Consider the following 16,662-nt stretch of genomic DNA (forward strand, 5'->3'; position numbering starts at 1 on the left):
CGCCGGCTCGCGATGCGCTCGCGACGTAGTCTGTTAACTTATCTGCGAAGGTTGGATGCTACTTTCGCGGGTACCACGGCGCCATCATGCGGTGGACCGATATGAACCGCTGTTGCAACGAAAGGCGCATGCGATGTCGCAACTCTCAATTCGAGCAAAGATGGCTGCAGTCATTGCGCTGCTGCTGCTGGCCATGACCGCCGTGGGATTGCTGGCGGTCCGCGGCATGCAAACGATCAACACGCACACGGAACAGATCGCCAGGAACTGGCTGCCCAGCGTTCGCGTGCTCGGTGAGCTGCGCTCCGCGATCAATCTCAATCGCGCGCAGCTCCGCGCCTATATGACGGCTGACACGGCTGAGGAGCGGGACAATCTCGACCGCAACATGAAGGCGACGCTTGCGGCTATTACGGCAGCGCGCCGCTCCTATGAGGCGATGATCTCGTCGGCCGAGGAGCGTGATCTGATCGAGAGCTGGTCGCGTGCCTGGGAGCAATATCTGAAGGCGGCGGACGGCGTGCTCGACGTTCTGCGTGCCGGGAACGGCAATGCGACCAAGCAGGCAAGTGATCTGTTCAACAAGACGGTTCGCAGCATCGCCAACCAGTCGGATGAATATTTGAAGAAATTGATCGAGCTCAACAACCGTGGCGCCGACGCGGAGACAGAGATTGCTGCCGATGGTTACACGCGGACATTCGCCCTGATGTCGACGGTCATCGCCCTTGCCGTCTTCGCGGGCATCGGAATCGGAGCCTGGTTCATTCGCGATATTTCCCGGAGCATCGCCTCGATCATCAGACCCATGCAGGCGCTTGGCGAAGGAAATCTGGCGACCGAGATACCCTATCGTCGCCAGAGGACCGAAGTCGGCATGATGGCCGACGCCCTGGAGGTGTTCAGGGACGCATTGATCGCCAAGAAGCAAGCCGACGAGATCGCGTCGAAGGAGGCGGCAGTGAAGCTCGATCGCAGCCGCCGGCTCGACGAGATCACAGGCCGCTTCGAAGCGGCGATCAGCGAGATCGTCGAGACCGTTTCCACTGCATCGAGCAAATTGGAAGGGCACGCCGGAGGACTCAGCGACACGGCTCATCGCGCGCAGAATCTGGCTACGTCCGTGACGGCCGCCTCCGAGGAAGCCTGCACCAACGTGCAGTCGGTGGCCTCGGCCGCGGAGGAACTGTCTGCATCCGTCAACGAGATCAGCAGACAAGTACAGGACTCGGCACGCATGGCCACCGAGGCGGTTGCGCAGGCCCGCAGGACCAATGATCAGGTGAGCGAGCTTTCCAAGTCGGCTGCGCGCATCGGCGACGTCGTCGAGCTGATCAATACGATCGCTGGACAGACTAACCTGCTTGCGCTCAACGCCACCATCGAGGCCGCAAGGGCCGGCGAGGCCGGCCGCGGATTTGCCGTGGTTGCATCCGAGGTCAAGGCGCTGGCCGAGCAGACGGCCAAGGCCACCGGCGAAATCGGCCAGCAGATCTCCGGCATCCAGTCCGCGACCCAGCAGTCGGTCGGGGCGATCCGGGAGATCAGCACGACGATCGAGAAGCTGTCGGAGATATCGTCGACGATTGCGGCGGCCGTGGAGCAGCAGGGAGCCGCGACGCAGGAGATATCCCGCAACGTCCAGCACGCGGCATCCGGTACGCAGCAGGTGTCTGCCAACGTGACGGATGTGCAGCGTGGCGCCGTCGATACCGGTACCGCGGCTTCACAGGTTCTAGCCGCCGCGAAGTCACTGGCGGGCGACAGCGCGAGACTGAGCACTGAAGTGAGGAGGTTCATCGCCGGCGTAAAGGCGGCCTAGCAAGGCGCCTTCGTGGGTGGATGAGGAGGGTAGGCGGCCCGCCTCGGTCGCGCTCGGCGCGGCCTTGTTCGGCATCGGCATGGTGGTCTACGGCTACTGCCCAGGCACCGCGCTCGGCGCCATCGCCAGCGGCAGCGTGCATGCGGCCGTCGGGACCTTCGGCATGATCGTCGGCGCAATCCTGTATGCGTTGAGCTTCGACTGGGTGAAGGCCCACATTCTCAATGTCTGGGCGCTCGGCAAGGTGCGGCTGCCCGACATCACCGGTGTCTCGGACGGCGTCTGGTTCGCCGCGCTCGCGATCGGCGCGGGTGCGTTCTTTGTCTGGGTCGAAGCATCCGAGGCCAAGGCACGGCGTGCGCGGGGCTAGGCGCCATTCGTCCGAGCAGCTACTCGTCAACAGTCGAGAGGTTCTTCCAATGCTAGCAGGATTGTTCAACAAGCTGACGGGATCGACCAGCGTGCCGGCGATCGAGCATGACGAGCTGGTCAAAGCGCATCAGCAGCGCAGCTGCGTCATCGTCGACGTGCGCGAGCCGCACGAGTTCAAGGGCGGTCACATTCCGGGCGCCGTCAATCATCCGCTGTCGCGCTTCGATCCGGAGAGGCTCGGACACGACAAGCCTGTGGTCCTGATCTGCCAGGCTGGCCGCCGCTCGGCCACCGCATTGCGCCGGGCGCTGTCGGCGGGCCGGAAGGACATTCGCCACTATGCCGGCGGCATGAACGGCTGGCGCGCACGCGGTGGTTCTGTCGCCTAGGCGTGCTGCCGATGATCGGTCGGGATGTTCTGATCTGCCGGGATGATGCACTGGGGCCCGCCGAGGGGGGCTCGACGGCCAACCTATCTGTCTCCCAACGAGAGTGTCGTAGATTAATCGTGATCGACGTCCCGCCGCCAGTTTATTGCTGAACAGTCTGCGTCATTAGCTGAGTTGTTCAAGAATAATTAGTTCGGCCGCTACAATACTCGAGCACCAGTCAACGGTCGAGGATTGCATGCTGAAGCTTGGTGGCCCGGATCACTCTGTCCTTGGTGATCGGTGCGGCTGCGACGGCTCTGTTCGTGCTGATGGTCGCCATGTGGATCATTGGCGGCATCATCGACCGCGCCAATGAACGCGAACTCCACGCGAAATATGACGCCTTCAATTCGCGTCTGCAACTGGAGTCGACCCGCGCAGAGGCGATGAGCGCTGTCGTCGCTAGGATTCCCGCCGTCCAGGATGCCATGGCGCAGAACGACCGGGACGCGCTGATGCGGCTGTTCGGCGCGGGCATGGCGAGCCTGAGGTCCGATTACGGCGTCGATCAGTTTCAGTTTCACACCCCGCCCGCGGTCTCGTTCCTGCGCTTGCACCAGCCGGCCAAGTTTGGCGACGATCTGTCGAGATTCCGCAAGACCGTCGTGGCCGCCAACACCGACCGCAAGCCGGTCGTCGGGCTGGAGGGCGGCGTCGCCGGCATCGGCCTGCGCGGCGTGGTGCCGATCGTCTCGGCGGGCAAGCATCTGGGTTCGGTCGAGTTCGGGCTGACCTTCGGCCAAGGCTTCTTCGACGAGTGCAAGCGCAGCCGCAATGTCGACATCGCGTTCGCCTGACGGGCGACGCCGCCTTTAAGCTGTTTGCGACGACGATCGGCGACATGTCGTTCTTTGCTGGCGGCGAGTATCGGGAGGCATCCGCCGGCGGCTTCCTGTCGCGCCAGGGTGCTGGGATCGACCTCGCGCGCGCAAAGGCCGATCTCGCCGGCAGCAGCCCGAGCCAACCGAGATGACGGATGGACATGATGATCTCCCTGCGCGGTCAGCGCATGTCGCCAGCGGTCGTGGCGCGGTCCGGCGCAGAGCGGCCCGACGATAAGGCCGCGCTGCTCGATCCGTTCGATGCGCGATCGATGATGGAATTTCGCTCGCGCGGACCACGGCGTTACAATTGCAATCTTCGGCTAGGAGCGAGTTCCTGCTTTGCGCAATTGAGCGACGAGCGGTGTAACGCGGCGAGCGAATAACAGTGCGACAACCCAAGGCGCTTGACAGCGCCGCTGACCCAAATGCGTAAAATGTTTTAGGAAGCGCAGTTAGTGTCTTGCCGCCATCGCGTCCTCATAATCCGGATTAAAAACCGGTGACTTCGCGCAAACGATTCGGAGATCGCTGAGGACCTGCCGCGTCAGGCTTTGCGGGCTCGGCTAACGCCAATTCGCCGCAGCCCTGTCGTCCTTTCGTGTGCCAGCGTAGGGGCAACGGTCGCCTTATCCGACATGCAATCGATGATAAGGGTTAGGTACATCATTGATCTTTACTGGCGCAGGCGGATGCGAGTTGGACTGGTCGGGTTCGGGTCAAAGTGGTCTGATCCGAGTATTGTGCGTCACGTCCGGCTTGCGGTTTAGCTGGCTTGTACCTGCACGATAGTCCGATGATCTACAGCTCAATTCTGTGTTGGACGCAGATGCGAAGGCGGACAACCGACATGGCGTGCAAAAGCGACGCTGAAACCGCTCGCCGACTGATAGCCGCAGGCGAAGGCGATCTCCGAAATCGATACCCCTTGGCTGATCATTTCTTTGGCCAGCGCCATCCGCCATCTTAGAAGGTATTGCATTGGCGGTAGGCCGACGATCTCGCTGAAGCGCTGCGCAAATACCGATCGGGATGCGCCGGCGGCCTTCGCCAACGTGGCGACCGTCCAGTCCCGGGACGGATCCTGGTGTAAGGCTTGTAGGCATGCGGCGATCTGCGGATCGGCAAGACCGGCCAGCAGGCCGGGGTTCACGTTCGCTTGCTTCTCGCCCTGATCGCGCATGACCTCGATCAACAGGATTTCCAGCAGACGTTCGATGACCAGGGCGGACCCCGGTCGACCTTCCCACGCTTCCGTGCCGAGCATCTTCAGGAGCGACGCCACGCGTGTTGCGCCCGATGTGGCAAAACCGATCTCGACCACGGATGGGAGTATGTCCTTCAACAGTCCCAAATGCGTGCGGTCGAACGAGAAGCGGCCGCCCAGCAGCTTGAATGTGGGAGCCGTGCTCGATGGATCAGTGACGATCGACCGTGCCGACGGGTTGGATTGAGGAGGCTGAAACCTGATCGGCTTGGTCTCCTCGCTGTCCCCCATCATCCATTCTTCAGGCGCCGTCATCATCAGGAAGTCGCCGGCGACCATCGTGCGCGTCGGTCGGCCAGGAAGCTGAAGCCTGGCGCTTCCCCCCGTGACCAGAACGAAAATCGTGTCCTGGAGCGAAGGATAGCGAATGGCCCATGGGCCTCGCGCTTCGAACTGCTTCCAGAGCAGCGCGCGCGGTTTGAGGAGCCGGACGACCTGCGTCAGGGGATCGGAAATAGGACGATCTCGAAAGAATTGCGGACGCCTCGATATAGAGCATCCCGAAAGCCGTCGCTAGGGTCATCGCTACAGAATGACCCTAGAAGAGCAGGTCGATGAAAAGCGTTGCTGACGCCATCGAGGCGCAATGGATCGACGTCCAGCCGGATGTGAACCTGTCGAACTGGAGGCAATCGCCTCAAAATCATCGTGCGTTCCATCATCTCCCGTGCGAAGTCGCAACAGCACGCGTTCGCGCCGGTAGCAAAGGAGCCCGGTTTCCTGGCTCATCCGAGTCCATCGATGCGTTTTCGCTCCGGTTACCGAATGGCTCGTCCATGGGCCTCGAGCCGTTTCTGGCGGCGACGTCGACCGACGCCATGATCGTGCTGCACGACGGGCGGCTTGTTTACGAGGCTTATCGCAACGGCATGGAGCCCAACTCGCGCCACATCGCGATGTCCGCGACCAAGGCTGTCATTGGGCTGTTGACGGAGATCCTGGCGGCGGATGGAGCAATCAAGCTCGAGAGGCCCGTTACCGATTATGTGCCGGAGGTCGCCAACTCGCCCTACGCGGCCGCGCGCGCGAGGGACTTGCTCGACATGCGGGTCGCTGTCCTTTTCGACGCGACGCAGGAGAAGAGCTACTCACGATCGGTTGGATGGGAGCCGCCCGGGGATCCCAAGACAGATATCCGGAGCTTTCTCTCCCGGCTCAGCGGCCCGGCTTGGCGATGCGGGGGCGGCTTCGCCTACCATTCCGCAAACACCGATCTGCTTGGATGGGTCATCGAGAGAGCAACCTCCGCAAAGGTGCAAGACCTGCTATCCGAGAAACTATGGGCTGCGATAGCCAGCGATGATGCCGAGCTCACACTGGATTGGGACGGCTTTGCCCGCAGCGCAGGTGGGCTCTGTGCGACGATCCGCGACCTGGCGCGGCTCGGACAGGTGGTTTGCCTCGACGGTTCCTCCGGCAGCGCGCAGATCTTCCCGAACCACATCGTTCATGGTCTCGCAACCGGCGGTGATCGCAAGGCGTGGAGCTCCGGCCAGTGGGGTGAATCGTTCGCTCCCATCAGCCGAAGCATGAGCTATCGCAGCGGATGGTATACGGTCGACACCGATCCGGAAATCTTGTTCGCGATGGGCATCCACGGTCAGAATCTGCTCGTTGATCGCAAGAACAGGATCGTCATGGCCAAATTCTCATCCTGGCCGCAACCCGTCGATGGTCGAACGACGTGGCTGACACATGCCGCGTTTGACGAAGTGCGCAGGTGCTTGCCACCGAGCCGATGATGCTCGGCCGCCGCCTGCGGCTTCTCCTGGTCCTACGCACACACCGGTTCGGATTTCAGTCCTGTTCGGCCTCGGCGCCACCGCCAGCGATCTCCCCATGAGGCTTACTGGCCATCATCCTGAGAGCGGTTGACGATCCGTCGTGCGTTAACCTTTGAGCTCTCCGTTTAGGCAAGTTCGGTGCGCGGTCCGTCCGATTTCATGCATTGCGGCCACCTGCTTCCGCGCCTGTGTTCGCACAGTTCCAGCTGCTGGAATCCGCGTGATGCTGGTCCCCAGATGCTTGGCCTAGATATTCTCGAGCGAAAATCGCATGATCGACATAATCTCGCGCATGGATAGAGCCGCTCTGATGCCAGCAATCACACGTGTCCGCGTGGCCGTGCTCGACGATTTTCAGAACGTTGCGCGCTCGCTCGCCGACTGGAGCTCGCTCGAGCCCCGTGCCACGACGACGTTCTTCAACGACAACGTCACGGGGGACGTGCTCGTGGCGCGATTGCGGCCGTTCGACGTGATCATGCTCATCCGCGAGCGGACCAAATTGCCGGCGTCGCTGATCGCTGGCCTGCCCAACCTCAAGCTGGTTGTCACCGCTGGCATGCGCAATCTGGGCATCGACGTGGCCGGGTGCACGGCGCGCGGCATCCCGGTCTGCGGCACCGATACCGGCAGCAGCTCGACTGCCGAGCTGGCGTTCGGGATGCTGCTGGCGCTGTCGCGGAACATCGTGGTGGAGGACCGCGCGCTGCGCGAGGGACGCTGGCAGACGCGCATGGGCCATGCGGTCAAGGGTTTGACGCTCGGCATCCTCGGGCTCGGGCGGCTCGGCGCTCAGATGGCCGGATATGGCAGGGCGTTCGGCATGGATGTCATCGCCTGGAGTCAGAACTTGACCCCGGCGGATGCGGCAGCGGCAGGCGCCGAGTTCGTCGAAAAGGACGACCTGTTTCGGCGCTCGGACTTCATCAGCCTGCACGTCGTGTTGAGCGAGCGGACCCGCAACATCGTGGGCGCTGCGGAACTGGCGCGGATGAAGCCGTCGGCTTGTCTGATCAATACGTCGCGTGCCGGGCTCGTGGACGAGGCCGCCCTGATCGCCGCCCTGACGGAGGGCCGGATTGCGGGCGCAGCGCTTGATGTGTTCGATGTCGAGCCGTTGCCGCCGGATGCGCCGATCCTGTCGGCGCCCAACACCTTGCTGACGCCGCATCTCGGCTACGCCGCGCGCGACAGCTACAAGACCTATTTCAGCCAGGCGGTGGAGGACATCGCCGCCTGGCTCGACGGCCAGCCGATCCGGGTCCTGACCGCCTGATCTCCGGACTCTCGCACCGGCTTCAAGCCTGATATGTCTCGGCGGGTCGCGTGGTGGCTGGCGCTGTCCGGTTCGGCTCGCTGCTCGACGTCTTGTCCGGTCGGCGCCGCGCCACGAGCCCGGCCACGATCTGCCAGGCGAAGATCAGGGCGACGATCCCGAGAATGCCTCCGCTGATCGGATGCTCGACGAACGTCGTGAAGCTGCCGTGGCTGAGCAGCATTGCGCGCCTGAAATTCTCCTCTAGGATCGGTCCGAGGATGAAGCCAAGCATCAAGGGCGCAGGATCGAGGCTGAGCCGGAAGAAGATGTAGCCGAGCACGCCGAAGAAGGCCGTGGTGTAGATGTCGTCCAAGCTGTTGTTCACGCTGTATGTACCGACGCAGCAGAAGAACAGGATGGAAGGAAACAGCGCGCTGTAGGGAATCTTGAAGACCGTCAGCCAGTAACGGACCAGCGGAACATTAAGGACGACGAGGAAGAGATTTCCGATCCACATGCTCGCGACCAGCCCCCAGAACAGATCCGGATGATCCGCGATCATGGTGGGTCCGGGCTTGATGCCGTTGATGATGAAGGCCGCCATCATCAGCGCCATCACGGCGTTCTCCGGAATGCCGATGCTCATCAGCGGAATGAAGCTCGTTCGCGCAGCCGCTTCGTCGGCTGCCGCCTGTCCGGCAACGCCCTCGATCGCGCCCTTGCCGATCTCGTCGCGGTACTTGCTGAATTTCTTGTCGACGGCGTAGGCCGCGAACTGAGCGATGACGGGACCGCCGCCCGGCAGCAGCCCGAGCAGAGAACCGGCGGCGCTGCCGCGGAGCGCGCTCGGGATGATGCGCTTGAACTCGGTCCAGCTCGGTATCAGCTTGATCTCGCCGCGAAACGGCGACGTCTGCCGGTCCTTGTCGAGATTCTTGGTGATCTCGGCAATGCCGAAGCAGCCGAGCGACAGGCTGACGAGCGCGATCCCGTCGTACAGCTGAGGAAGGCCCATGGTGAACCTGAGGGTGCCGGTATTGACGTCGGTGCCGACGAGGCCGAGCAGCACGCCGACGAGGCACATCGACAGGCCGTCGAGCACGCTCCCGGTCGTCACGAGGCTGACGCAGAGGAAGCCCAGCAGCACGAGCGCGCAGTATTCGGTGGGGCCGAACATCAGCGCCACCTGGCTCAAGGGCGGCGCGAGCGATGCCAGCACGATCGTCGCGATCGTGCCGCCGATGAAGCTGGAAATGCCCGCCGTGAACAGTGCAAGACCGGTCTTGCCCTTGAGCGTCATCTCATAGCCGTCGATGCAGGCGATGATGCTGGACGCGTGCGGCATCCGCATCGTGATGGCGCTGACATTGTCGCCGTATTGGGCGCCGTAATAGATCCCGGCCAGCATGATCAGCGCGCCGTCGGTCGGCAATGAGTAGGTCAACGGCAGTAGCAGGCTGATCGTCGCTAGCGGCCCGAGGCCCGGCAGCAGGCCTACCAGCGTGCCAATGGTGCAGCCGGCGGCGCAGAACAGCAGGTTGTTAAGCGTCAGCGCGTGACCGAAGCCGAACGAGAGATTGGACAGGATATCCATGGGTCGCGCCTCAATAGAGCGGGAGCTGCAGTCCGAGGCCAAGCTTCATCGCCAGCGCGACGGACGCGAGCACGGCGCTCAGCGCAAGAGCGCGCGACAGCTTGAAATCCGAGGCCGCATAGGAAGTGATGAGCACCATGGCGACGAGGCCGACAAGCATGTTCACGTGTTCGGAGAGCAGCACGAAACTGAGCAGGCCGGCGGCCACCAGTGCGATGTTCCTCGCTCTGAATGCGAGTGCGTCCCCATTGATGATGAGGGCGCGAATGACGATCGCGAGGCCGACCAGGAAGAGCAGGGCAGACACGACGAGCGGAAACATGCCAGGTCCCGCACGGCCTAGCGTCCCCAAGGAATATCCGCGAGCCTGCAGGCCGAAGAACAGGGCTATGGCGAGCAGGCTTAGCCCCTTCGCCAGGTCTCGGTTGATCGTCATGTTTCCTCCGCGGGGCGTGCACTTGAGATCGGCACATTGTCCCATGAGGAGGCAGCCCAGCCCGCGACGGACTTCGTCACGTGCATAGTCGTCTGGTCGGCTCGATTTACTCGGAGCCGGGCGGAACAGACGTGATGGGCTTCCTCCACTCGCATCCAGGATAGCTGCCGTGCTAGGGTCGAGATGCACCTGAATTCCATCTGCTGGAACGCGAGAAAATGGCGGCCGACCACAGCTATGACAGCCTGAATCGCTCGCTGGAGCGAGGCATCGCGATATTGCGGGCGTTCAAGCCGGGCGTCGCCGATCTCGGCAATGCCGAGATCGCGGAACGCACGGGGCTTGCCAAGGCGACCGTCAGTCGGTTGACGCAGACGTTGGTGAACGGAGGGCTGTTGCAGAGAGATCCGGGACGCCGGGTCTACAGGTTGGCGCCGGCTGTTCTCAGCTTGGCGCACGCGATGCGTCTCAGCTCGCCGATGCTGTCGGTGGTCGCGCCCCTGCTGCGGGCCGAAGCATCGCGGCGTCGCGTCAATGTCGGGCTGGCCGCAGCGGACCAGGACATGATGGTCTATCTGGAGTCGTTCCGCTACCACCCGCGACTGACACATCGGACGGTGGTGTCGGGCCAGCGCATCCCTGTCGAACTGACCTCGCTCGGGCGCGCCTATCTGTGGGCACTCGAGCCCTCCGCCCGCGAACGTGAGTATGCCGCGATCGCAAAACGGCGCCCGAAAAACTACAAGCGGCTCATTCGCGAGATCGAGAGATCCTTCACGGAGCTAGACAAGCTCGGCTATTGCGCGGTCGGCTGGCAGCCAGGAGTCGTGGCGGTGGCGACGACGCTGCCTTTTGGCGCAGGTGAGCCGCACGTCATGAACATGAGCATTGGGAGCGTCGAGCCACTCGAAGAGGCCTCGCACCGCCTGGCGCCATGGCTGCTCGACCTGAAACGCCGATGCCTCAATCGGCTCGAGCATGCAGTCACATCGGAACTGAGCTGAGCTCGCGTCCCGCGCAGCTCAATTCCAATAGGTGGAATTGGGGGCGCCCCGCACGCGCCGTCGCATCGTAGTCTCCTCCGCAACAAGGTCCGGCGGCCTACGCCGGACGCGACGGAGGAAACCTGCAATGACAGATCATCGCGTAGGACGACTCGTCTTGATGCTGGCGAGCCTGGGACTGGCCATCGTCGGCGCAATCCCCGGAGCGGCCCGGGCCGAGTATCCCGATCGACCGATCAAGCTCGTGGTTCCTTTCTCGCCCGGCGGCGGGACGGATCTGATCGCGCGGACGCTGGCGAAGCCGATGGCTGCGAAGCTCGGCCAATCGATCGTGGTGGAGAACAAGGCCGGCGCGGGCACCATCATCGGCTCGGATGCCGTCGCCCGAAGCCAGCCGGATGGCTACACGTTCCTGATTGCGACGCTCGCCCATTCGGTCAATCCGAGCCTTCACGCCAAGTTGCCCTACGACACGGAGAAGGCGTTCGCCCCGGTCACGCTGATCGGCACCTACCAGAACATCCTGGTCGTCAAGCCGGAGAGCCCGTTCCAAACCGTCGATGACATCATCAAGGCAGCCAAGGCAAATCCCGGAAAGTACACCTATGCCTCGCAGGGCATCGGGACGTCGGCGCATCTGGCGGGCGAGCTTCTGAACAATCTTGCTCACATCGAGCTGACGCATATCCCCTACAAGGGCGCGGGCCCTGCATTGACCGATGTCCTCGGCGGACAGGTCGACATGATGTTTGCTAGCAGCGCCGCAGTGTCCGGCTTCATCGCGAGCAAGAGCCTGCGGCCGATTGCCGTCACTGGCGCCAAGGGGCAGACCCAAGTGCCGGGCGTCCCCAGTGTCGAGGAGACCGTGCCCGGCTACGTGTTCGACAGCTGGTACGGGCTCTACGTGCCGGCGAAGACGCCGAAACCCGTCGTCGACAAGCTGCTCGAGGCCGTCAAATTCGCCGCGCAGGATCCGGACTTCCTCAAGCGGGCGCAGGACGAAGGCTTGCTGATGCGGGTCGGGACTCCTGAAGAACTCGATGCCTACGTCAAGGCGGATACCGTTCGCTGGCGCAAGGTCGTGACTGAAAACAAGATCAAACCGGAATAGACACCATGGATTCGGATATCGTTCTGAAGACTATCAGCGACGGCATTGCGACCGTGACGCTAAATCGCCCCGACAAACGCAATGCGATGAGCGACGAGATGCGCTCGTCGCTCATCGAGGTGCTTGAGGAGATCGCTGCAGACAAATCGGTTCGCGCGCTCGTGCTTACGGGGGCCGGCAAGGGGTTCTGTGCCGGCGGCGATGTCGCCGGCATGAAGCGGCGGATGGAGGCGCCGGCGGGCGAGGTCGGATTCAACGGCTGGGCGCGCCAGCAACGCGTGCACCGGACCCAGATGTTGCTCCATACCATGCCCAAGCCGACGATCGCCGCTGTGAACGGAGCGGCGGCGGGGCTTGGCGCGGACACGGCGTTGGCGTGCGACTTCGTGATCGCGAGCCCCTTTGCCAAGTTCGTGTGGTCCTACATCCTGCGTGGTCTCATTCCGGACGGCGGAGGCATGTACTTCCTGCCACGGCGCGTTGGACTGCCGAAGGCGAAGGAACTGATCTTCACCGGTCGGCAGGTCGGTGCTGACGAGGCGGTCAAGATTGGCATCATCGATCGCATGAGTTCGCCCGAGACGTTGCTTACGGATGCGCAAGCCTGGGCACGCGAACTCTCCGCGGGGTCGAGCACTGCCATCGCGCTCGGCAAGGCCATTCTCAACCGGTCGTTCGAGACAGAGGCCAACAACATCTTTGCGAGCGGAAGTCAGGCGCAGGGCATCTGCTACACCAGCAGCGAACATCGCGAACAGGTCCTCGCATTCCTCGCCAAGTCGAGCAACTGACGAGCGCAGCCGATGTCCCTGGACGCCTTGTTCAATCCACGCAGCATTGCCATCGTCGGTGCCTCCGCCGACTCGACCAAGACGTCCGGTCTGCCGATCCGGTTCTTACGTCAGCAGGCGTTCGGCGGCCAGATCTACCCGGTCAACCCGCGCGTGGCCGAGATAGATGGACTTCGCTGCTACAACAGCATCGAAGCACTGCCGTCGTCACCAGACGTCGCGATGGTTCTGCTCGGGTCGGCTCACGCGGTGGAGGCGGTGCGTGAGCTGGCGGCGCGGGGCACGAGATACGCGATCGTCCTGGCCGGCGGATTCGGCGAGAGCGGAGAAGACGGACGGGAGCGCCAGCAGCAGCTGCTTGCTGCGGCAGGCGGAATGCGTCTCCTCGGACCGAATACGATCGGCCTCGTGAACGTCTCGAACGCCGTGCCGCTGTCGGCAAGCGGCGCGCTGTCGGCCGGCACACTGCTGAAGGGCTCCGTCAGCGTGGTCTCCCAGAGCGGCGGAATTCTGGGCGCATTGCTCTCGCGGTTGACCGCAAATGGCGTCGGGCTCTCCAAGCTGATTGCGACCGGCAACGAGGCCGATCTCGAGCTTTCCGACTTCGTCGAGCATCTCGCCGATGACCCCGACACAAGCGTGATCGCTCTCTACATCGAGGCGATCCGGCATCCCGCGAAGTTCCGCCGCGCGGCGCGCCGGGCGCGAGAGGCGGGCAAGACGATCGTTGCCTTGAAGATCGGCCGGTCGGCAGCCGGCGCACGCGCCGCAGCCTCGCACACCGGAGCGATGGCCGGCACGGACCGAACCTATGATGCGTTCTTCCGTGACATCGGCATCATCCGAGCGCAGACCTTCGGCGACCTTGTCGACATCCCCGCTGCATTGGCGACGCAGCCGGCATTGATGGGACGCCGTGTCGCAATCCTGACGTCGACCGGCGGGGCAGGGACCCTCATCGTCGACAGTTTAGGCCTGAACGGCTTCGAAGCGCCCGATCCGGACACGAGTACCGCAGCGCAACTCGCCGCCCTCATGCCCGATGGTCCATCGTCCCTGGGGACCAATCCGATCGACGTCACCCTCGCGGGCCTGCAGCCGGCGATCCTGAAGGGCTGCATCGAAACGCTGCTCGGCAGCCCCGCCTACGACGCGCTGGTGGTGATCGTCGGGGCGACGAGCGTGCGCAACCCCGACCTGATCAGCAATGCCATCCGCGAGGCGAGGTCCGACGGTTCGAAGCCATTGCTGGCCTATGTGAGCCCGCATGCGCCTGAAGCCGTGTCACGGTTGACGACACAGGGCGTTCCGACCTTCAGCACGCCGGAGGCGGTGACCGTTGCTCTCAATGCCCTGTGGGCTGTTGGGCGCCCGCTCCATCAGCTCGAAGGACCTCGACCGCGCCCGGCCGTCGACATTCCCCATGACTGGGTTGGCTCGCTGGACGAGCACAAGGCCAAGGCGCTGTTCGCGAGGTTCGGCATCCCCGTCGTCCGGGAGAAGATCGTTGCCAACGGGGCCGAAGCTCATGAAGCGGCACGAGATTTCGGTGGCCACGTCGTCCTGAAGATTCTCTCGTCTGAGATCACCCACAAGAGCGATATTGGGGGCGTCGCCGTCGGCCTCGACGCCGCTACGGTCGGGGCTGCTCTCGATCGGATGCGGGACGTCGTCACGGCCAAAGCAGGGTGCGCTCCGGAAGCTTACATTGTTCAGGAAATGGTTCAAGGCGGCGAATTGGAACTGATCCTCGGTTGCCACCGCGATCCGCTCGGCCTGGTTCTGCTGCTCGGCATGGGCGGCGTCACGGCCGAGCTCATGAACGACACGGTCATCCGGCTGCTGTCTTCGGAGACGTCGTTGTCGCATGACCTTGCGCTGGAGATGATTAAAGACCTCCGGTGCTGGCCCTTGCTCAACGGCTATCGGGGGCGTGCGAAACTCGATGTCGAGGCATTGGTCGACGCGATCGTCAATTTCGCCGCGATGGCTGTCGCGCTCGACGGGCGCATCGTCGAGGCCGAAATCAACCCGCTGTTTGTTCTTCCGGCAGGCGCGGGCGTCCGCGCTGCCGACGCGGTGGCCGTGCTGACGAGCGGTCCAGCTTCGGAGGGATGATCTCTCGCACAGCAGCTCCTTGCGCTCGCGCCGGGAGTTGACTGCACACGGGAGCGCCGACCCTGGACGGCGCAGCACAATCGTTGCCTGTGTGACTCCGGCCTATGCTGCGAGCGCCGCCTCGCTCTCGTCATGGACCACAGTGGAACGATAATGGGGCGTGTTCGACAAGGTTTGCCGACATCCTTCCATGACGATGTGGAGACGGTCGTGCATCTCTAGGCTGACCGCATTCTGCTCTTCGACATCCAGGCCGCCCTGATCGCCGGAGCCTTGACGGACCGGGCGAGGGGTTCGGCCATGCGCCGGGCTTGCCGACATCATCATCGCCGCGACCGCGCGCCGGCATCAACTCACTATCCTGTCCCGCAACCTGCGCCAGTTCGAGCGCATGGGGGTCGCCGTGCGCGATCCGTTGGCGGCGTCGCCCTGAACGCGGCGAGTGGTTTCAGACACAGGTAGCGCTGGTCTCACGCAAGACCACGGCTGCACCCTTCGTGCTAGACGGCCCATTGTTTGGTTGTGGGCCAGTGGCCCAGGCGACTTTTAAGCCCTCCCCCTGAGGAGCCCCGCTGAAGGCGGGCGTCTCGAAGGGCGATGCCACAACTGGGGGCCTCATAGTTCGAGACGCACCTCCTTGGCAGTCGCGGGGCAGGATGCGGAGAACGGCGCTCCTTACCATCCGGGGCCAGCCCCGGAATCCGCGCGGCAGATGGCCGTGAGTAGCATGTTCATAGAGAGGAGTAACGCGGCCAAGCCGCGAGCTGTATCGACGTGTTGTGTGTCGCCGACTGATTGACCGATCATCTGCCGGGCAGGCACGTTGCATGTCCCGTATGCCGCGACTACCCGTCGTGCCAGTTTGTCGCGCACTTCTCCCTTGCCATGTCGGGCAAATCACCTCCACATTTCAGCGCATCCCGGCTCGCTGAAGAGGGACGTTTCGCGATCGTTATGACGCGTCGAGCCGGAGATGCGGCGGGCGTGTTGCTCCGCAGCCGGGTGTCACAGCCCGGCCGACGAACGGAGTGAGGCGACGGCGAAATGGTGTGGTCCAGGTCTCCCGACGCTGAGACCAAGCCGGTAGTCATGATGATCCGCTGGTGACGGGGGCAAGACAGCCGGTCCCCGGGGAGAGCACCTACAAGTCGCAAACCGTCGCGCAGGGAAGGCCGGATATTGGGCTATACCTTGGTTCTGCCGCGTGCTTATTTGCTGCACGCGGACCGCGGGGGCAGCCGATACCCGGTCTTCCCTGCGCCTCTTCTTCGGAAGAGGAGAGGTTTCACGTGAGCGCACAACTCGGGCGCAGACCGTCGCGAGATGGCTCAGCCGTGTCCGCTGTTTGAAACGTCGAACGCGCGCTTGTGCGATGTCTCGCGCCCAATCGATCAGAGCAGGTGATCTGCGGTCGCTCCGGCGGATTCGAGTCCGCTGTCGAGTCGCATCAACGCCCGTCACTGTCCAGGAGGCCGAGCGAGCGGACAGTGACGCTCAATGCTTCGCGGCAGCCATCTGCTGACGCAGGCTGAGAGGGCGCATGTCGGTCCAGATGCTGTTGATGTAGTCGAGGCATTGTGGCTTCGCGGCCTTTTCGCCGACGATCGACCAGCCTTTGGGTGGATCGCGATCGGCGCGCCAGATGGAGTACTGCTCCTCGGAGTTGACGACGACGTAGTACAGGCGGTCGGAATGCGCGTCGTCATTGTCCATTTCTGGATCTCCTTGTTGGAAAGACGTCAGTCGATCAACTCAACTTGAGGTTATTGTTGATTTCGAACGTGCACAAGATCATTAGCATACCTCTGCGATGATTTTTCGTGGGCGAGCGGAGGTGACACCTCGCGCATGCA

At 63.3% G+C, this 16,662-nt stretch carries 16 protein-coding genes; 12 read left to right on the plus strand and 4 right to left on the minus strand.

Annotation, left to right across the window (positions count from 1 at the left end; all coding sequences use genetic code 11):
* Positions 1–133 precede the first annotated feature (133 nt).
* The 6 genes from BRAD285_RS13115 (at position 134) to BRAD285_RS13135 (ending at position 3,832) form a co-directional block, all read left to right on the plus strand.
* Positions 134–1,822 carry a methyl-accepting chemotaxis protein gene (locus BRAD285_RS13115; protein ID WP_035648152.1) on the plus strand — a complete coding sequence of 563 codons (1,689 nt, stop codon included), beginning with the start codon at positions 134–136 and terminating at the stop codon, positions 1,820–1,822.
* 16 nt (positions 1,823–1,838) lie between these two features.
* Entirely contained in the window at positions 1,839–2,192 is a 354-nt protein-coding gene (locus BRAD285_RS13120) for a YeeE/YedE thiosulfate transporter family protein (RefSeq protein WP_006614295.1), read from the plus strand.
* Positions 2,193–2,241: 49 nt separating this feature from the next.
* The gene (locus tag BRAD285_RS13125) at positions 2,242–2,583 is read left to right on the plus strand and encodes a rhodanese-like domain-containing protein (RefSeq protein WP_006614294.1); all 342 of its coding nucleotides are present in this window, start codon (positions 2,242–2,244) and stop codon (positions 2,581–2,583) included.
* A gap of 251 nt (positions 2,584–2,834) precedes the next feature.
* Positions 2,835–3,422, plus strand: coding sequence for a cache domain-containing protein (locus tag BRAD285_RS13130; protein WP_244422337.1), 588 nt, complete (start codon positions 2,835–2,837; stop codon positions 3,420–3,422).
* A gap of 44 nt (positions 3,423–3,466) precedes the next feature.
* A complete protein-coding gene (locus BRAD285_RS36510; RefSeq protein ID WP_256387679.1) occupies positions 3,467–3,598 on the plus strand; it encodes a hypothetical protein in 132 nt (43 codons plus the stop codon).
* A 3-nt stretch (positions 3,599–3,601) separates the two neighbouring features.
* Positions 3,602–3,832: a hypothetical protein gene (locus BRAD285_RS13135; protein WP_035648150.1), complete on the plus strand. Its 231-nt coding sequence runs from the start codon at positions 3,602–3,604 to the stop codon at positions 3,830–3,832.
* A 422-nt stretch (positions 3,833–4,254) separates the two neighbouring features.
* Here BRAD285_RS13135 and BRAD285_RS13140 read toward each other — a convergent pair whose 3' ends face one another.
* The gene (locus BRAD285_RS13140) at positions 4,255–5,205 is read right to left on the minus strand and encodes an AraC family transcriptional regulator (protein WP_371507706.1); all 951 of its coding nucleotides are present in this window, start codon (positions 5,203–5,205) and stop codon (positions 4,255–4,257) included.
* Between the two features lie 62 nt (positions 5,206–5,267).
* Here BRAD285_RS13140 and BRAD285_RS13145 point away from each other — a divergent pair, with 62 nt between their 5' ends.
* Together BRAD285_RS13145 and BRAD285_RS13150 are read left to right on the plus strand one after the other, a co-directional pair.
* Entirely contained in the window at positions 5,268–6,455 is a 1,188-nt protein-coding gene (locus tag BRAD285_RS13145) for a serine hydrolase (RefSeq protein ID WP_006614291.1), read from the plus strand.
* Between the two features lie 376 nt (positions 6,456–6,831).
* Positions 6,832–7,773 (plus strand): D-2-hydroxyacid dehydrogenase family protein, encoded by a 942-nt coding sequence (locus BRAD285_RS13150; RefSeq protein WP_244422335.1) that lies wholly within the window; start codon positions 6,832–6,834, stop codon positions 7,771–7,773.
* 22 nt (positions 7,774–7,795) lie between these two features.
* Here BRAD285_RS13150 and BRAD285_RS13155 read toward each other — a convergent pair whose 3' ends face one another.
* The gene (locus BRAD285_RS13155) at positions 7,796–9,349 is read right to left on the minus strand and encodes a tripartite tricarboxylate transporter permease (RefSeq protein ID WP_050886952.1); all 1,554 of its coding nucleotides are present in this window, start codon (positions 9,347–9,349) and stop codon (positions 7,796–7,798) included.
* A gap of 10 nt (positions 9,350–9,359) precedes the next feature.
* Positions 9,360–9,785 (minus strand): tripartite tricarboxylate transporter TctB family protein, encoded by a 426-nt coding sequence (locus tag BRAD285_RS13160; RefSeq protein WP_035648140.1) that lies wholly within the window; start codon positions 9,783–9,785, stop codon positions 9,360–9,362.
* A 218-nt stretch (positions 9,786–10,003) separates the two neighbouring features.
* On the opposite strand from BRAD285_RS13160, the gene BRAD285_RS13165 reads away from it, so the two are divergent.
* From BRAD285_RS13165 to BRAD285_RS13180, 4 genes are all read left to right on the plus strand, one after another.
* Complete coding sequence (locus BRAD285_RS13165; RefSeq protein WP_006614287.1) at positions 10,004–10,789, plus strand: IclR family transcriptional regulator; 786 nt, start codon at positions 10,004–10,006, stop codon at positions 10,787–10,789.
* Between the two features lie 127 nt (positions 10,790–10,916).
* Positions 10,917–11,900 (plus strand): tripartite tricarboxylate transporter substrate binding protein, encoded by a 984-nt coding sequence (locus tag BRAD285_RS13170; protein WP_006614286.1) that lies wholly within the window; start codon positions 10,917–10,919, stop codon positions 11,898–11,900.
* A 5-nt stretch (positions 11,901–11,905) separates the two neighbouring features.
* Positions 11,906–12,691 carry an enoyl-CoA hydratase/isomerase family protein gene (locus BRAD285_RS13175; protein ID WP_006614285.1) on the plus strand — a complete coding sequence of 262 codons (786 nt, stop codon included), beginning with the start codon at positions 11,906–11,908 and terminating at the stop codon, positions 12,689–12,691.
* Positions 12,692–12,703: 12 nt separating this feature from the next.
* On the plus strand, positions 12,704–14,809 hold the full coding sequence (locus BRAD285_RS13180) for an acetate--CoA ligase family protein (RefSeq protein WP_006614284.1): 2,106 nt from the start codon (positions 12,704–12,706) through the stop codon (positions 14,807–14,809).
* 1,494 nt (positions 14,810–16,303) lie between these two features.
* Here the strand turns inward: BRAD285_RS13180 and BRAD285_RS13190 are convergent.
* Positions 16,304–16,522: an MbtH family NRPS accessory protein gene (locus tag BRAD285_RS13190; RefSeq protein WP_006614281.1), complete on the minus strand. Its 219-nt coding sequence runs from the start codon at positions 16,520–16,522 to the stop codon at positions 16,304–16,306.
* Positions 16,523–16,662: the final 140 nt, after the last annotated feature.

The organism is Bradyrhizobium sp. ORS 285 (assembly GCF_900176205.1).
Classification (GTDB): Bacteria; Pseudomonadota; Alphaproteobacteria; order Rhizobiales; family Xanthobacteraceae; genus Bradyrhizobium.